Here is a 15885-nt window from a genome sequence, read left to right as displayed (position 1 = left end):
GGCGCCCGCGTGCCTTAGCTCAGTCGGTCCGTGGCGCCCCGCACTGGTGGACCTTCTCGACCTTGTCATCGTCGCCGAACCGACGGATCAGCACCGACAGGTCTCGGCAGCCATTCTGCGCCGGCCCAGCGACGACGAAGCCGCGCTCGTCACCGTCCGCGCGGACCCATTGCTGGAACGCCCCGGTGCGCAATGCGGCGGCCAGCGCGCCCTGCCGCGTGGTCAGACCCGTCGGCATATCGATCGAGATCGCATCACCGGTGTCGACCGCGGGTACGCTCGCATATCCGTTGGTCGCTACCGCCGGACGCGGGCTCGCGACCGATCGCGTTGTCGGGCGCCAGGTCGGCTTGGCGGGTACGGCAGATACGGCGGCCACCGCACGCTGCGGCACCGGCACGCTGACGACGTAACTGCCGCCACCGGCGCGCGCGCCGTCCGCCTGGACCGCGATGCCGATCGTCACGACGCCGCCGATCACCGCCAGGACCGCGCCGATCGCCTTTGAGATCGAGACGCCGGTCTGCCGGTTGCTCTCGCCCACGCGGCGCAGGACCTGGAAGCTCGCTACGGGGGCGGAAGCGCGATGATCGCTGAACACGATCGCGAAGCGGCGGCTGCCCGCGTGCAGTTCCCAGCGGCGGTCGCGACGTTGCACGCTGGGTCGATAGCGCTCCGCATCGTTCCGGTAGATCGTCATCGTCGCTCTCCCCGCTGCGATCCTACGCATTCGGACGGGGCGACGCTAGCACCGAACATCTTGCCAAGTCTTGATCACGCGAAGACGCCGCGGCCCGTGGAGCCGCGGCGTCTTGCAACACCGGCGAAGCCGGCGCCTGGATCAGGCGTAGACCAGCGACGTGCGACGCTGGCGGCTGCGCATCGCGAGACCCATCATGCCGAAGCCGACGAGCATCATCGCCCAGGTCGAAGGCTCGGGAACCGCGAACACCACATTGTCGATCTCGGCGGCGTTCTGCGTGCTCGAGATGCGGAGGCCACCGATCAGCGGATCGCCCTTGCCGATCTGATAGGTGATGCGGCGGTTCGTCGCCGGCAGGCTACGGTCGCCGTTGGCGGGCATCGCGAAATTCGCGCCGGTATAGGTGTTGAGCACCTTGCCCGCGATGTCGAGGATCTGCACCGTGTTGTACGTGTCGATCGAGCCGAGATAGAAGCTGACCAGCGAATAACCGGTCGTCGACTGCAGGGTCGCCGACCCGTTCGCGAGCACCGCGAGATACTTCGAGCCGTCGCTGAAGGCCGGCTGTGCCGAGAACGGATCATGCGTGCCCGCATAGCGCGTCACATTGGTGTACTTGGATGTGAAGCCCTGGGGCAAAGTGTTCGAGTTGAAGTCGATCACCGCGGTGCGCATGCCGGGCAGTGCGGGGACGAGAAACGACGCGGCCGAGCCCGGCGTGGTCTTGAGCGTCGGCGCAGCATAAGCGGGCGTGGCGGCGGCGAAGGCGGCAACGGCCGCGAGGACGAGCATCTTGTTCATGTAATCATTCCCTGATCGACGTTTCGTGCAACCCCGCTCCTCGTGTCGAAGATCAGAGCGTTGGGGCCGCTGAACGGCCTGACGTCGATAGAGCAGCGGTTTGGATCAGCGTAAAGTTAGTATAGCATCTGTTAACCAGCAAACGAACATGGTCGAAGGCTGTACTTGGTTAACGCGGCGTAAATGTATCTGTTTGGTACAACCCGTGCCGGGTTAACTTATTGGATTAGGTTTAATTCGAGCCGAGGGACCGCTTAAGTTCACGCTCGACTTCTGACGTCTGCTAGCAGCCCTATGTGCCCGCGCGGCGGCGGGGACACAATACTGGGCTCCCGCCTGCGCGGGAGCACAAACAGGTCACGCAGAGATCAATAGGCCGATTTGGGGAACAGCACCGCCGCGAAGGTGCGAACGATGATGTAGAGGTCGAACCCGATCGACCAATGCTCGATGTAGAACAGGTCGCACTCGACCCGCTTGACCAGCTTCTCGTCGGTGTCGGTCTCTCCGCGCCAGCCATTTACCTGCGCCCAGCCGGTCATTCCCGGCTTCACCCGGTGACGCGCGGCATAGTTGCGGTTGGCCTCGCTGAACAAAATGCCCGCGACCTTGGTGGACGGGGCATGCGGGCGCGGGCCGACCAAGGACATCTGGCCAGACACGACGTTGATCAACTGCGGCAGTTCGTCGATGCTCGATCCACGCAGGAACCGGCCGATCCGCGTGACGCGGCGATCGCCGGCGGTCGCCTGCATGATGTTGTCGTATTGCAGGGTGTCGGTGCGCATCGACCGGAACTTCCAAATCCGGAAGGTCTGGTGATTGAAGCCTTCGCGGTCCTGCCGGAAGAATACCGGGCCGGGGCTGTCCAGCTTGATCGCCAGTGCGACGAGCGCGAACAGCGGCGCGAACAGGATCAGCAACAGGCAGCCCAGCACCAGATCCTCGATCCGCTTCGAGATCTGATTGATGCCGTTGATCGGACGTTCGAACAGCGTCATCAGCGGGATCTCGCCGAGCATCACCATCGTCCGTCCAGCGAACGCGAAGTCCGACAGGTCGGGCGCCAACCGGATCAGCACCGGCAGCATCGACAATTCCTCGACCACGGTCTCGATATTGATGCCGTCGGGCAGCGGCATCGCCACGATCACCTGATCGACGCGGCCGCCGCGGATGTCGGCGAGCAGCATCTGCAGGCTGCCGCGGAACGGCATGCAGGCTTCGCTGGCCGTGCTGCGATTGCCATGGTCGTCATAGCAGCCGACCAGATCGATCGTCAGCGCGGTGTTGGCGGCGATGTACTGCGCCAGTCGATCGCTCTGCGGGCCGGATCCGAAGATCGCGACACGCTGGTTGAACACGCCCTTGCGCTTCATCGATCGCAAGATCAGCGTACTGATGCCGCGGGTGACGATCAGCGCCAAACCGACGCTGATGAACCAGAACACCGTCCACCCGCGCGAGAAGTCGTTCGACGTCTTCATGAAGAAGGCGACGGTGAGCATCGCCACGCCGCAACCAACCCAGGCGGTCAGCACCCGCGTCCATCCGGTCCGCAGCGTGAACCGGCCATCGACGTCGTAGCAGCCGGTCAGCTCGCCGATCAGCGCATAGGCGACGCCCGCCAGCCACGCGACGCGAACATATTGTTCGATCGGCTCGAGCTTGAAGATCCCGATCGTCGCCCAGATGCCGAACAGGCCGACCGCGGATACCACGAGCCATTCGATGATCCGCGACAACAACCCGGACATCTCGAGCATGGCCGGCGTCCGCGATACCCGGCGCTCTTCGATCGCGGGCATATCGATGGTTTCGACTTCCGGACTCACAGCGACTTGCCCCTTTCCGCCGTCCGTACCCGTGATGCGGTAATGGTCCAGTTAAAAATGCTTCAGTCCCGGTCGGTTCTGATCCACCGGGTTTCGCGGCGGAACAGCGCGAGCAGCGACAATCGCAGTTTCCACCAGAGGTATTTGGGGATCGACGCCCAGTCGCTCAGCAGGTCGAGCCGTTTGTGGCCCGCCAGCCCGATCACCACTAGCGAAGCCGCCGCGAGGGTCAGCGTCGCCATCAGCCAGAATGGCCATGCTGCGATGTTCGCGACCAGCAAACCGGCCGCGATCAGCGTCGCCAGTCCATCGAGTGCCAGCAGCAGCACCAGCGGTGGGGTGAGCAGATGCAGGCCAAGCCAGCCGAGCGCGGGTCGTCCGCGCCGCAGCGCCTGCGCGATCAGCGGTAGCGCGCTGTCCTGCGCGACCTGGAGAAATCCCGATTCCCAGCGCCGCCGCTGCACAGCGGTGCCCCGGTCCGAGCTGCCGGTGCCGGTGATCCGCGCATCGGCGTCGAAGATCGGGGCAACACCCGCAAGACTGCACTGCACGCCGAGCATCAGATCCTCCGCGACGTGCCCGGTCGCGAGCGGCAGATCCGCGAAGGTCGGCCACGGGAACGCCATGCCCGAACCGGTCAGGATCGCGGGCGCACCGATCCGTGCCGCGCCCAATTCGCGGACCATGTTCTTGACGAAGAACGCGGCGGCGGAAAAGCGCGCCACCGGCCCGTCTCCGGCGCCGACGGTCAGGTAGTAGGCGCCTTGGACCGGGCGGCCGCGCGCGATCGCGAGGGCGGCAAGCCGGTCCAGCGCGTCGCCGATCGGGACTGTGTCGGCATCGACCACGATCACGCAGGCCGGCGGTGCCGCTGCCAGACTCGCGCGGCCATGATCGAGCGCGAAGCCCTTGCCGCGTCGTACCGGATCATGCCGCTCGATCACCTCGGCACCAGCGGCGCGCGCGACGCTCGCGGTATCGTCGCTGCAATTGTCGGCGACGACCAGCAGCCGCATCCCCGCGGGCATCGCCGCACGTTGCGCGGCCAGAATCGCCCCGACCCCCGCGGCTTCATCGTGCGCCGGCACCAACACCACGACTTGCGCGGGGTCGTAGGCTGGCAGCGTCGGCTTGCGCCGCGCCGGCGGAAACGCGCCGAGCCCGGTCTCTGTGATGAACACCAGAGTCGCTAGGATCAGCGGAGCGAGCAGCAGCAGGATCAGCGCGTCGATCATGTTGCGGTTCCGGCGATGTGGTGAACCATCAGCGCGGCGTTGCGCCGGGCATCGTGATCGCGCGCGACTCGCGCTCTGCCCTCCGCACCCATCGCCTGCCGCTGTTCCGGTGAAGCGTCCAGTGCCGCGATCATCGCGGTCGCCAGTGCCTCGACCGATCCCGGCGCGACGACCCAGCCGCAGCCGGCATCGACGAGTTCGGGGATGCCCGCGATCGCGGTGGTCACCACCGGTGTCGCTACCGCGAGCGACTCCATGATCACCACCGGCAGGCCTTCTGCGAAGCTCGGCAGCACCAGCGCCTTCGCATCGCGCAGCGTCGCCAACACGGTACCCCCGTCGCGGCTGCCGAGCAGCCGGATCTGGTCGCTGAGACCTCGTCGCGCGATCTCCGCAGCCAGTTCGTCACGCATCGGGCCGTCGCCGATCACCGCCACTGTCGCAACAACGCCGCGGTCGCGCAACAGGGCAATGGTCTCGACCAGCACCGGCAGACCCTTTTGCGGGGCGAGCCGCGCCACGCTGCAGAAGTCCAGCGTCTTTACCGCTGCATCGCCAGCGGCGATCGAGGCGATATCGACGCCGCAGCGGACCACGACTACCCGCGGCCAGTCCTCGAGCGCGGCCCAGCGGCAGATCTGGCTGCGTCCATAGTCGCTGATCGCGACGACGAACGCTGCATCGGCGACCTTACCGGCAAGATCGATCTGCCGCGGCTCGTCGAACTCATCGGGACCGTGAACGGTGAAGCTGTACGCGATCCCCGACAACAGGTGCACCAGCCGCGCTACCGCCGCGGGGTTGGTGCCGAAATGCGCATGGAGGTGGGTGATGTCGGCCGACCGCATCGCCGCCGCCAGCCAACAGGCCTCGATCAGATAGGCGAAGCGGGCCACGAACCCGCGCGGAGTTCGCGGCGTCATCGGCCGCGTCGTCCGCCACGCTCGCCAGGTTCGTCCCGGGCGGCGGATCAGCGACGCCACAGCCGCCAGCAACAGCGTCGGCAGCGGCTGATCGAGCACGACTCGCGTCCGCTCCCGCTCGGCGCGATCGGCGGCGTCGGGCAGATCGCCGGGTGCAGCCCTGATCGAAAAGCGCGTGACATCATGCCCCTCGGCTTCGATGCCGAGGATCTCGCGACGGATGAAGGTATGGCTGACAGTCGGATACCGGTTGACGAGGTAGGCTATCCGCATCGATTCATTACCGTCCGCTTCGGCCTTCGGCACGGCACCGCGCCCCCTTGTTGCGCCCGGCAGGCGCGCCGACTGCAAAGACGATCGCAGCGCCGCCGTCAACGATCAGGTTGCTATACGCGCAGCGTTAAGTTGGGCTTAGCGGGAAGCGATTAGCTCTGTTATCGCGCCGACCCCACTAAACGAGACGTCTACCGAATGTCCGAACCCACGATCGTTTCCGCAACCGAGCCAGATTGGTCGCGTGAGCATAAGCGCTTCGCCGAATGGGCTCCCGCCCGCGCCTTGCTGGCCTCGGTGCGGAGCTATCAACGCGCTAGCGGGCCGATAAGCCGGCGCTGGGCGGTGCTGCGCCACCGTTTCTGGTCGGTCGTGACCGGCGCCGACATTCCCGTGACGGTGAAGATCGAAGGCGGACTGCGCTTGCCGCATCCCAACGGAATCGTAATCTCGCCATTCTCATCGATCGGGCCGAATTGCATGTTCTTCCAACAGGTGACGATCGGCGCAACGCGTAAGGGATCACCGACGATCGGCGGGCATGTCGATATCGGCGCGGGCGCGAAGATCATCGGGCCGATCACGATCGGCGATCACGTGCAGATCGGCGCCAACGCCGTGGTGACGATCGACGTCCCCGACTACGGCGTCGCCGTCGGCGTACCCGCGCGCCTGGTCACGCCCAAGAGCGATTAAAGTGCAGTGCGACTTAACCGCGAAGGCGTACGGTCGCGGGAACTCCGATCGCCAACGCGCCGGCAGGCACGTCGCAAAGCACGACCGCGTTGGCACCGATCGCCGCATCCGCGCCGATCGTCACCGCGCCGAGCACGACCGATCCGGCGCCAAGGTTGACCCGCGCGCCCAGCGTCGGGACGTCGCCCGGCCGGTCGACGCGGCGCAAACCCAACGTGCAATTCTGGCGGATGATGCATTCGTCGCCGATCGTGACGTTGCCGTGAATGACGATCCCGCCCTGATGTTCGATCACCACCCGCCGCCCGACGTTCGTCGTATAGGGTAGCTCGATGCCGTAGACGTTGCGGCAGTGGACGAAGCCGCGGCGGTAGAGCATCGACAGCGGCCAACGCAGCAGCTTCGATCGCACGCTCATCCGCCAGACGCCGAATCGATATACCGCGAGCGTGCGGAAGCCCGCGCGGGTGGGGTCGCCGCCATTGGCCCTCAGATCCTCCCGGATCAGCGCGCGCAATTCGCGGAACTTCATCGTCCGCTCGCCTCCGCGCCCTTATACTCGATCAACGAGGCAGTGCCGCCGGTCAGCCGCCGCCAATGATAGCGCAGCAGTCCCTTGGCCTGGGCGAACTTGCCGACGACGAGGAAGAAGCCCGACGCGATCGCAAAGTCGCGCGCGTCGCCGGCGCGGTACTTGCGCCAGGCGATCCTCGCCATCTGCAACGGATAGATCAGCACGCCCATTGCGAGCACCCACCAGCCAATCGCCAACCCCAGCAGCACGAGCGTCGCCGGCAGCGCGATACCCCAGGCGACGATGCTCCGCGTCTCGCGCGTCCAGTGCGGATCGGCGTTCGCGCCGTGGCGCCATGCGAGCTCCGCAAAGGCGTGGCCTGCCCGTTCGGTGCGACGCCACCACTGGCCGAACCGGGTCATCGCCGCATCGTGCAGGGTCATCTCCGCGTCGATCCGCCGCACCCGCCACCCCGCGCCCCGCATCCGTAGGCACAGGTCCGGTTCCTCGCCCGCGATCAGCGTCGGATCATAGCCGTTTGCTGCCCGTATGGCGCGCGTGCGGAACAGCGCATCCCCACCGCAGGACCGCGCCTCGCCCACCGGCACGTTCCACTCGTCGTCGCACATCCGATTGTAGATGCTGCGGTCCGGAAACCGTTCGCGACGGCGGCCGAACACCACCGCCAGATCGGGTTCGGCGCGCATCGCATCGAGCGCCCGGTCGAGCCACCGGGGGTCCAGCGAGCAATCGCCATCGACCATCTGGACGAAGCCGTCAGTTCCTGCCTCGACGAGCTGCAGCCCCGCGTTGCGCGCGAGTGCGGCGGTGAAGGCGGTGTTCGGTGGCAAGGTCACGACCTCGACACCCGCTCCTCGCGCGAACGTGACGCTGTCGTCGGTCGATCCCGAATCGACATAGATCCGCGCGGCGTCCACGGGGAGCGAGCGCAGGCACGCCTTCAGGCGATCGCCCTCGTTGCGGCCGATCGCGATGATCGCCACCTCGGTCACGCCCGCTTGGCCCAGGCCGGCAATTCGTCGAGTGGGCCATCCCAGCGCGGAATAGCCTCTTCACGGTCGAGCGCGACCGGGCCGATGCCGTTCCGGACCAGGTCGCGAAACTCCCGCGGCGCATGCGCGCTCATCCGCCCGAGCCCGGCCAGTTCACGCGCTCGCCAGATGCCGTAACCCGCGATCCACGCCAGCGCCGACAGGCGCGCGCCAAGCGGACCCCGCGTGCGCGCGAAATAGCGGCGTCGGGAGCGGAACCAATAGTCGGGCAACCGCGCCTTCTCGCTAGCGCCGTCGACCACGCCGGTCGCCGCCCCCCCGACGTGCCGCACGCGGCTGCCCGGCACATGCAGCGCCTTCCAGCCTGCCGCAGCGAGGCGGTGCATCAGCTCGACCTCTTCGAAATACAGGAAGAAACCTTCGTCGAAGAGCCCGCATTGCCGCAACGCCTCGGCGCGAAACAGCACACTCGCCCCTGTCACCCACTCCGCCTCTACCGGCCGATCGGTTTCGACCATCAAAGGTTTTACCCGCGCGAACCGCTCGAGCAACGGCGTGTTGGCGCCGCGAAAGAACTCGCTCGCCACAGTGGGGAAGGTGAAGGCCGATCCGACCGCCCAGCCCTGCGGCGCGAGCAATTGGCTGCCCGCGGACGCCGCCTTCGGATCGGCCCGGATCGCGGCCACGAGCGCGACGAGCGCCCCAGGCTCGATGATGGCGTCGGGGTTGACGAGGTAGACGAACTCGGCCGGCTCGGGCTGTTGGAGCGCACGCCGTATCCCTTGATTGTTCGCCCAGCCGAACCCGCCGTTGAAGGGAAGCGGCAGCAACGTCACCCAATCCCGATGCGGCGAGGTCGCCAGACCCGCCGCCAGGCGTTCCACCGAGCCGTCGCCCGATCCGCCATCCGCCAGAATGACCGAAAGCCCCGGCAGTCTCGCACGCTCCCCAGCCAGCGCATCAAGGCACTGGAGCGACATATCGGGTGTGCGATAGTTGACGATGATCGCGGTAACGCGGTCGTCGAAAGGCGTTGCAGGCATGGCAGCGCCGATACACGCGAACCCGTGGCCTTCAAAGGCAAAGCGTGACGTAACGGTCGTACCGCAAACGGACTCAGCCGTAGTCGTGAATGGCGGCGTCCACTGCGGAAACGGGCACGGGAGTGGTATGCGGACCGATGCGGAAGATCGCTGCTACCCCCGCCATCTCGGGTTTGCCGAAATACTCTTCAATCGGATCGTACGATCGCCCTTGGTAATCGTCGACGAAGATCGTGGTTGGGACACCGCGCAGTTGCGCCTGGCGCGCGGACTCCAGCGCGCAGGCGCGGCGGAAACGGCCATCCACCAACACCAAGTCGGCGAACATCGCGTCGTTCTTCATCGTGTCGAACGGCAGATCGACATAGGTCCGCCAGCGCTTCAGTCGCGAGGGCGTGGGCGTCTTGAACACGGGCACACCCCATTCGCGCGTCATGCCGATGTCGGCGACCAGCATGATGTGCGGCGAACCGGGCGCAATCTGCTTGGTGACGGCACGTGCGAAGAACCGGTCGCTTTCGACGGTGACGGTCGGCACTCTCATTCGCGTTGCGACGAGCGTCGACCCGCCCGATCCATATTCCACATAGGATCGTGCTTTGCCTAGCAACTGCATGAACATGGGCATCGATGCGGGATCGAAATGGGGCTGATCCGGCACAGCGAACCCTCGTCGCTGCGTCATCTTGAACGTCGCCAACTGTCTAGCGGAAGTGATTGCTCCCATGTCGCCAGTCCCTCAATCGGCAGCAGTCCCGCCGCTATCGCAAGAGGCACTCTGCTCGCAGCCGCAGACCGCGCAAGAACCTGGGTTAGCGTGCCGAGATAGCTTCTAGTACCGCACGGCGCTTGGGCGTCTGCGACAGCGGCTGCCCTGCATATTCCCGCATGCCCCAGGCGCCATATTGTGAGATCGTGCCCGTCGCCGAATAGAGCGTCAGCGTGTCACCGAACTTCGCCCGCCAATCGGCAATGAATCGATCATAGGCTTCGCCCATCTGCGGGCTCCGCTGCATGGCTTCCATCACCGGCATCAATGGTCCGGCAGGTACGACGATATGCTGGCCGGCCTCATAGGTGATGTAGCGCTTGCCGTATTTGTCCGCGACGGCCTTGTTCTCGAGCGCCTTGGCGATGCTGTTCGCTCGTTGCTCTTCGAGGCGGGTGAACAGGGCGGGCAGATCGGCGACGGTAGCCTTGTCGAATGGCGCCTTGAAGAAGCCGTGACCGAAATATGGCGCAGTCGCGAGCGCATCGACCCACTGCGCCGTATCGCGGAACTTCATGATCGTTCGTGCCGTGAAGCTATTGTCGTTCTGGGAACTCACCACGCGCACCAGCCGGCTCGGGTCGTCGGCAAAAGCCTCCGTGAGCATCTTGTGCATCCAGATCGACTTCTCGGCGTAGCGGACGAGGCCGTTGGTGTAGGTGTCGGTCGACAATATCTCCGCGACACCCTCGTTCAATGCCTGGCGCGCCACCGGGAATTGAAAGTTCCAGATCTCGTTTGATAGTTCGAAATAAGCACGCTGCTTCGGATTCAAGCGGTCGTGGACCATCTTTGCCGCGTTACGGATATAGGTCTCGTCCGCATTGTAGGCGACGGTGAACCACGGATCGGCACCCGTAGCGTTGGCAAGATCGATCATGTGCTCGAGCGCGACGCCATCCTGACCGGGCTTGGTCGGGGTGGTTCGGTTCGCCCAGGTCACGCTCGCCGGATTGCCGTTGGTGTTGGACCAATCGAGGAAACGCAGCACACGGAACTGCTTCATGTCATCGACGTAGCGTTGATCGAACTGCCCGTTTGCGACCAAGCCCGGCTCGTGGCAGTCGAGATCGCGGAACGGGTCACGGGGATCAGATCCCGACATGTAGACGAAGATGCTCGGGCGCCCGGGGCCTCGCTTCCCTCGCCAGGTGAACGAAACGCTGTGCCCGACGGACATTGTCCGCGCATCGCCGTCGATCCGAACGACGCCGCGCCCTGCCCACTTACACACGACCGGAACGTCCTTCCCGCCCCAGACCGGCTGTGGAACGTTGATGGGCATCACACCGCTGGCAAGCGGGTAGCCACGCGCATCGAGCTTGCCCGCCGCCATGCCTCCCCAGCCCGCCCCAGGATCGCGCCAGCCGCCGGCGCCCTGTGCCAGGTTCGCGAAGATGCGTTCGCTGTTATAGTAGACGCTGCTCGAGACGTTCACCCCGATCTGAAAAGGGCGTCCGGCGTTCTCTGCCGCTTGCGCGGGCTTGTCTTGCTGGAGCGCCAGCATCGACGCGCTCGCACCGATGCCGACAGCCAACGCCGCCACGATCAGCGATCCGTTGCGGGCATATTTCACAGCCGACTTCCGCATGGGTCTGTCATACCTATCGATAACAGGCCCGACGCTCCCTGTCGCTCGCGTAACTCACAAGAGGCGCAAGAGCGACAGACCGGCCAGGTTGGCGGCGTAGCCGATGGCAAGTCCCGCTGCGCCGGCCAACAGAATCAGCGCCTCTTTCGACCAACTGAACAACTGAAGCCGATAGAGCCAGACCCACCCGAAGAGCAGCGCGACCATCTCAAGGAGCCCGACCACCCAAACCAAGCCGAAGGTGCCGTAGTTCGTGTAAGCCCACCAGCCGCCGATCACCAGAAAGATCAACCGAACGACGTTAGTGTAGAGCGTGAACATCGAATGCCCCAGCGCGATCATCACCTGATTCGCGGCGAGCGTACCCATCAGGAAGAAGCTGGAGACCAGCAGTACCTGCAGGTAGACGATGGCGGGAAGATAGCGATCGTCATAGATCATCGTGATGATCAGCGGCGCGCACGTGATCATCCCACCCACTGCAAAGGCATAGAGTAGCGACACCTGAAGGCGCTGGTGGTAATATTCCCACCGCAACGTCTCTGGCGCCTCGCGCGCCAATTGCGCCAGGCGCGGGTAGAGGATCCTGTTTGTATAGGTGCCCGCCAAGCCGGTGGGAGCTCCGGCCAAATTGGTGGCGATCATGTACAGCCCGAACATTTCCAGCGGAAACAGCTTAGAAAGAGCTACCTTGTCGGTTTGGCTGATGATCAGCGTCAGGATCGTCGAACCCGTGATGAACCTGGAAAACTTCCATAGTTCCGCGGCTCTTGGACGGCTCAGGCTCCAGCGCCGACGAGATCCTTCGAACCAGGCATAGCTTACCCACACCCTGAACAGCTGCCCCAGCAAATTTGCCGTGAGGATCGCCCAATAATTTCGGAGCAGAAGCGCGAGCGCAATCGACGCAACCACACCGAACATCTGCGCGATGATGTCGATCTTGTTGAGACGCTTCACCTCACGATTGCGAAGAGCGGTGAAGAGCATCATCGAGTCAAGGCCGTCGAACAGGAAGATCAGACCGCCCGCGGCGATTGCCATCTGAAGATCGGGCTTATCGAGGTAGTTGGCGATCGGGCCCGACAACACGGCCACCCCGATCGTCAGCGCGAGCGACCGCATCATCCGCAGCGTCCAAAGTTCGTCGAGGAACTTGGGATCGTTGCTGTCTTTATGCCGGATGATGAAGGCGTTGATTCCGATATCCGACATGAGGCCGAAGGTTACCGACACCGAGGTGATGATCCCGACGACGCCGAACGCCTCCGCGCTCAGCAACCGGGTCAGGATGGCCGAGCTTACGATCCGGGTGACATTGAGGAAAATGACGGTGCCCGCCACCGCACCCGTGTCGCCCGACAGTTTCCCTTTAAGCGCAGCCAACAAGGCGAAAGGATTGAAGCGCCGCATCTGTGCGGAGGCGCCATTCATGGTCATCGTTGATTGCCTTGGCTGGGCGTAGCGTGGAGGTGGGCGGCGCGTCGATACACGTCCTCCCACCGCGCCAATAATTCGCGCCAGCGAAAGCCGGTGGCGAGGGCGCGGTTTCGGGCATTCGTCGCGAAGTTGTTCGCGGCCACGGAGTCGCTCGCGAGCGTGTCGAGTGCTGCAGCAAGCCGAGCGACCACGCTTCCGACGTCGTCCGGCGTGATCAGGATCGCGTCTGCGGCCGTCAACAGCTCCTGTGGCCCGGCCCAATCGATGCAGACGATCGGAACGCCGAGCGTCATCGCCTCCTGAAATGCGATGCCGTTCGCCTCGGCAAGGCTTGGCATCACCAAGCCCCGATAGGTGCGTAAGCGATCGTGAAGAGCCGCACCGGGCTGTACCCAGCCATGGAAACGGACGCGATCGGAAATTGCCAGTTGCGCGGCAAGCGCTTCGAGTCCGGCACGCTCGGGCCCATCCCCCAAGATATCGAGCGTTATCGCTTGATCTCTAGCGGCAGCAACCGCGCGGATCGCCAAGTCGCACCCCTTGTAGGCGACGAGCCGACCCAGGAAGACGAAGGACGGGTTGTACCCGACGTGGCGCTGCGGCTCGCGATCGACCAGCGCATCCGGCATGCCACTATCGAGCGACGGAACCAGCCGATCGGGCGAGCATCCGCCGAGCCTGAGCGCCTGCATCGTGCGATCGCCGCCCGAGACGAGGATCACGGCGTCGCGCTTGCCCTTGAACAACGAGCCGAGAAGCCATTGCATCGGCCGCAGGACACGGCTGCCGAACGCCTTGCCGCGCGGTTCGCGGTCGCGAAATGCGGGCGGATGCGTGACGTTGCCGTTGAGCGGCCCGATCACGACCGGGAAGTCGGGGAAGCGAAAATAGGGAAGCACCGGCGAGATTGGCGAGGTGAAATGCACCACCCAAGGCCGAAACGACGCTGCCGTACGAACCGCCAGACGATGCAGTTGCCACGCGTTGAGCAGACTCAGCGCAGGCCCGATACTGGCGCGATGCAGCGACGACTGGAAACGGTCGTCCTCCACATAGACGATGTCGAGTTCGGGATGATCCCGGTTCATCTCCTCGCGCACGCGGGCATGGGTGACCTGACGCACCTGATATCCCATCGCGCGCAGTTCGAGGTGGATCTGCAACGCCTTCAACGCCTCGCCGCCCATATGGCGAGAGAGATTGGGCGCAACCAGCAGGATGCGCTTCGGACCTTCAGCGCCCGCCCGCCGGGCGTCGGTCGTCATCAGCCGCCGCCTAGTACTTTATACAGACCGAGCCGACGCGCGACACCACGCGTCCGCAGCTTGTTCTCGAACTTGGCGCGGGGATAGGGCACGAACGGCAACACCGACGTCGGATCGAGATGCGTCCGCGGGTTGGAAAACAGCCCATCCCGCTCCGCGTCGGCGAGCCAGTTCTTGGCGGTGCCGCCGGCGTGGAACGCCTTGACCGGCGTGAAGTCGATCTGAGCAAGGGTCGCGGACCCGCTGCGGCCCATTCGGCGAGCAAGCCGACTCGGCACCGAATTGGCAAAGCAGTGCCACGCTTCGGGATCGAGATAGCCGCCACCGACCTGCTCCGCGAGTGCCGCCCAGACGATCGACTCGACATGCATCGAGCGCGCGAACGGGCGCGTGTCGATCGTCGTCAGCAGCTCCTCGAGCGCGCCGAGATCGAGCGGCGCGCGATACTGGCACACGCCGATATCGGTATGATCCGCCATCGGCACGCCGCGGTCATAGGCTTCGGTGACCAGCGGCTCGGGCAGCAGGCAGTTCGGCCGCTGCCACATCAGCAGCAAGCCCGACGCTGGGGTCGGCTCGAACGCGAAGCGGTTGGGGAAATAAACGTCGGGATCGATGATGATCACTTCGTCGCCGGCAGCGGCGTAGAGCGCCGGGTCGGTGACCTTGCGCCAGCACGGATGGCCATGGCGGAACGCCGCGATCGCGGGGAATTCTGCGTAGGCTTCGGCGGCAAGAGCGTCGGCATGCGCCTGATCGTGGACGGTGAGCCGGTGATTGCCTCCGACGAAAAGCGGTTCCAGCCGTTCCTGCATCGTTGCCGCATCGGCTGCCGAATCGGTAAGGATCGTCAGCGCCAGAGGTTCGACACTGTTGCGGATCAAACTGCCGAGACACGGTACGGCGTAGCCCAGCGACCGCACGCCCAGCACACAGTAGACGGTCCGTACGGGCCGGTGTTCGGTCATCGCGATGTCCGCCGCATGCAGGCCGCTATCGGCCTAGTTGTAATAATCGGCATAGGCTTTGCCCTTGCCGTAACCGAAGCCGTAGTCGCCGCCGGCAAAACCCTTCACGTACCGATTGAGAACGGTGCCGAAGCACTTCTCAGGTCCCAGCAAACGTAGCGAATCGCGTACCTGCTTGGCAGTCGTGACGCCGTCCTCGACGACCATGATGTAGCCATCGATATGTTCGTTGACGATCATGCTGTCGTCGTTGGCGAACACCGGGGGCAAATCGCAGATGTGCACGACCGGCCCGCGCATCTCGCGCATGGCGCTCACCAGCTTGGCGAAGCGGGCGCTGGCCAGCAATTCCGACGACCGTACGCGACGCGCGGCGGTCGGATAGATCGTCAATCGCTGCCCTTCGATGCCCCAGGACAGTTCGGGAAGGTTGTCCGCGGTGCCGGACAGGAACTCGGCCATGCCAATCTCTACGGGTATCTCGAACCGCTCCGCGACCGACCCGCGACGCAGGTCGAGGTCGTAGAGGATGGTCTGCATATCGGGCAGCCGCGAAAGCGAGGCGGCGAGATTGCACGCGATGAAGGTTTTGCCGACCTGTGGCGTCGCCGACGTGATGCCGATCACCTTCGCGCCGCTGGCGACCAGCCGAATGATCTGGGTACGCAGCAGGTTGAACGAACGCGATCGTTCGTCCCGTCCGCGGAAGCCGACGATGGTTTCGCTGACGGACTCGGCCGGCGCGATGGTCGCCGGCGTCGCGCTGATCGTCAACGCGCCGGTGTACGGCGGCGGAACATAGTTCATCGTTCGTCC

15 protein-coding genes are annotated in these 15885 nt (G+C 64.9%); 1 reads left to right on the top strand and 14 read right to left on the bottom strand.

What is annotated here, in order from left to right:
* Positions 1 to 19: 19 nt before the first annotated feature.
* From ACFE77_RS06160 to ACFE77_RS06140, 5 genes are all read right to left on the bottom strand, one after another.
* Positions 20 to 700: a hypothetical protein gene (locus ACFE77_RS06160; RefSeq protein WP_375420749.1), complete on the bottom strand. Its 681-nt coding sequence runs from the start codon at positions 698 to 700 to the stop codon at positions 20 to 22.
* 141 nt (positions 701 to 841) lie between these two features.
* On the bottom strand, positions 842 to 1504 hold the full coding sequence (locus ACFE77_RS06155; RefSeq protein WP_375420748.1) for a PEPxxWA-CTERM sorting domain-containing protein: 663 nt from the start codon (positions 1502 to 1504) through the stop codon (positions 842 to 844).
* 368 nt (positions 1505 to 1872) lie between these two features.
* The gene (locus tag ACFE77_RS06150; RefSeq protein ID WP_375420747.1) at positions 1873 to 3270 is read right to left on the bottom strand and encodes an undecaprenyl-phosphate glucose phosphotransferase; all 1398 of its coding nucleotides are present in this window, start codon (positions 3268 to 3270) and stop codon (positions 1873 to 1875) included.
* A gap of 131 nt (positions 3271 to 3401) precedes the next feature.
* On the bottom strand, positions 3402 to 4574 hold the full coding sequence (locus ACFE77_RS06145) for a glycosyltransferase family 2 protein (protein ID WP_375420746.1): 1173 nt from the start codon (positions 4572 to 4574) through the stop codon (positions 3402 to 3404).
* Positions 4571 to 5803 (bottom strand): glycosyltransferase family 4 protein, encoded by a 1233-nt coding sequence (locus tag ACFE77_RS06140; RefSeq protein WP_375420745.1) that lies wholly within the window; start codon positions 5801 to 5803, stop codon positions 4571 to 4573. The genes ACFE77_RS06145 and ACFE77_RS06140 overlap by 4 nt, the downstream gene beginning before the upstream one ends.
* Positions 5804 to 5968: 165 nt before the next feature.
* On the opposite strand from ACFE77_RS06140, the gene ACFE77_RS06135 reads away from it, so the two are divergent.
* A complete protein-coding gene (locus tag ACFE77_RS06135) occupies positions 5969 to 6466 on the top strand; it encodes a serine O-acetyltransferase (RefSeq protein ID WP_375420744.1) in 498 nt (165 codons plus the stop codon).
* A gap of 13 nt (positions 6467 to 6479) precedes the next feature.
* Here the strand turns inward: ACFE77_RS06135 and ACFE77_RS06130 are convergent, their stop codons facing one another.
* The 9 genes from ACFE77_RS06130 to ACFE77_RS06090 form a co-directional block, all read right to left on the bottom strand.
* Positions 6480 to 6998 carry a serine O-acetyltransferase gene (locus ACFE77_RS06130; protein WP_375420743.1) on the bottom strand — a complete coding sequence of 173 codons (519 nt, stop codon included), beginning with the start codon at positions 6996 to 6998 and terminating at the stop codon, positions 6480 to 6482.
* Positions 6995 to 7993, bottom strand: a complete 999-nt coding sequence (locus ACFE77_RS06125; RefSeq protein ID WP_375420742.1) for a glycosyltransferase — start codon at positions 7991 to 7993, stop codon at positions 6995 to 6997. The genes ACFE77_RS06130 and ACFE77_RS06125 overlap by 4 nt, the downstream gene beginning before the upstream one ends.
* Positions 7990 to 9036, bottom strand: coding sequence for a glycosyltransferase (locus ACFE77_RS06120; protein ID WP_375420741.1), 1047 nt, complete (start codon positions 9034 to 9036; stop codon positions 7990 to 7992). Before ACFE77_RS06120 ends, ACFE77_RS06125 begins: the two co-directional genes overlap by 4 nt.
* 73 nt (positions 9037 to 9109) lie before the next feature.
* Positions 9110 to 9664, bottom strand: coding sequence for a hypothetical protein (locus ACFE77_RS06115; protein ID WP_375420740.1), 555 nt, complete (start codon positions 9662 to 9664; stop codon positions 9110 to 9112).
* A gap of 184 nt (positions 9665 to 9848) precedes the next feature.
* Positions 9849 to 11396 carry a hypothetical protein gene (locus ACFE77_RS06110; RefSeq protein ID WP_375420739.1) on the bottom strand — a complete coding sequence of 516 codons (1548 nt, stop codon included), beginning with the start codon at positions 11394 to 11396 and terminating at the stop codon, positions 9849 to 9851.
* A gap of 54 nt (positions 11397 to 11450) precedes the next feature.
* Positions 11451 to 12836: an oligosaccharide flippase family protein gene (locus ACFE77_RS06105; RefSeq protein ID WP_375420738.1), complete on the bottom strand. Its 1386-nt coding sequence runs from the start codon at positions 12834 to 12836 to the stop codon at positions 11451 to 11453.
* A complete protein-coding gene (locus ACFE77_RS06100) occupies positions 12833 to 14101 on the bottom strand; it encodes a glycosyltransferase family 4 protein (RefSeq protein ID WP_375420737.1) in 1269 nt (422 codons plus the stop codon). The genes ACFE77_RS06105 and ACFE77_RS06100 overlap by 4 nt, the downstream gene beginning before the upstream one ends.
* Positions 14101 to 15069, bottom strand: a complete 969-nt coding sequence (locus tag ACFE77_RS06095) for a hypothetical protein (protein WP_375420736.1) — start codon at positions 15067 to 15069, stop codon at positions 14101 to 14103. Before ACFE77_RS06095 ends, ACFE77_RS06100 begins: the two co-directional genes overlap by 1 nt.
* Positions 15070 to 15102: 33 nt before the next feature.
* Positions 15103 to 15876 (bottom strand): CpsD/CapB family tyrosine-protein kinase, encoded by a 774-nt coding sequence (locus ACFE77_RS06090; RefSeq protein ID WP_375420735.1) that lies wholly within the window; start codon positions 15874 to 15876, stop codon positions 15103 to 15105.
* Positions 15877 to 15885: the final 9 nt, after the last annotated feature.

The sequence above is a fragment of the uncultured Sphingomonas sp. genome, from assembly GCF_964243315.1.
Taxonomy (GTDB): Bacteria; Pseudomonadota; Alphaproteobacteria; order Sphingomonadales; family Sphingomonadaceae; genus Sphingomonas.
Note: the sequence above shows the minus strand (reverse complement) of the source record. Positions and strands in the feature narration are given on the sequence as shown.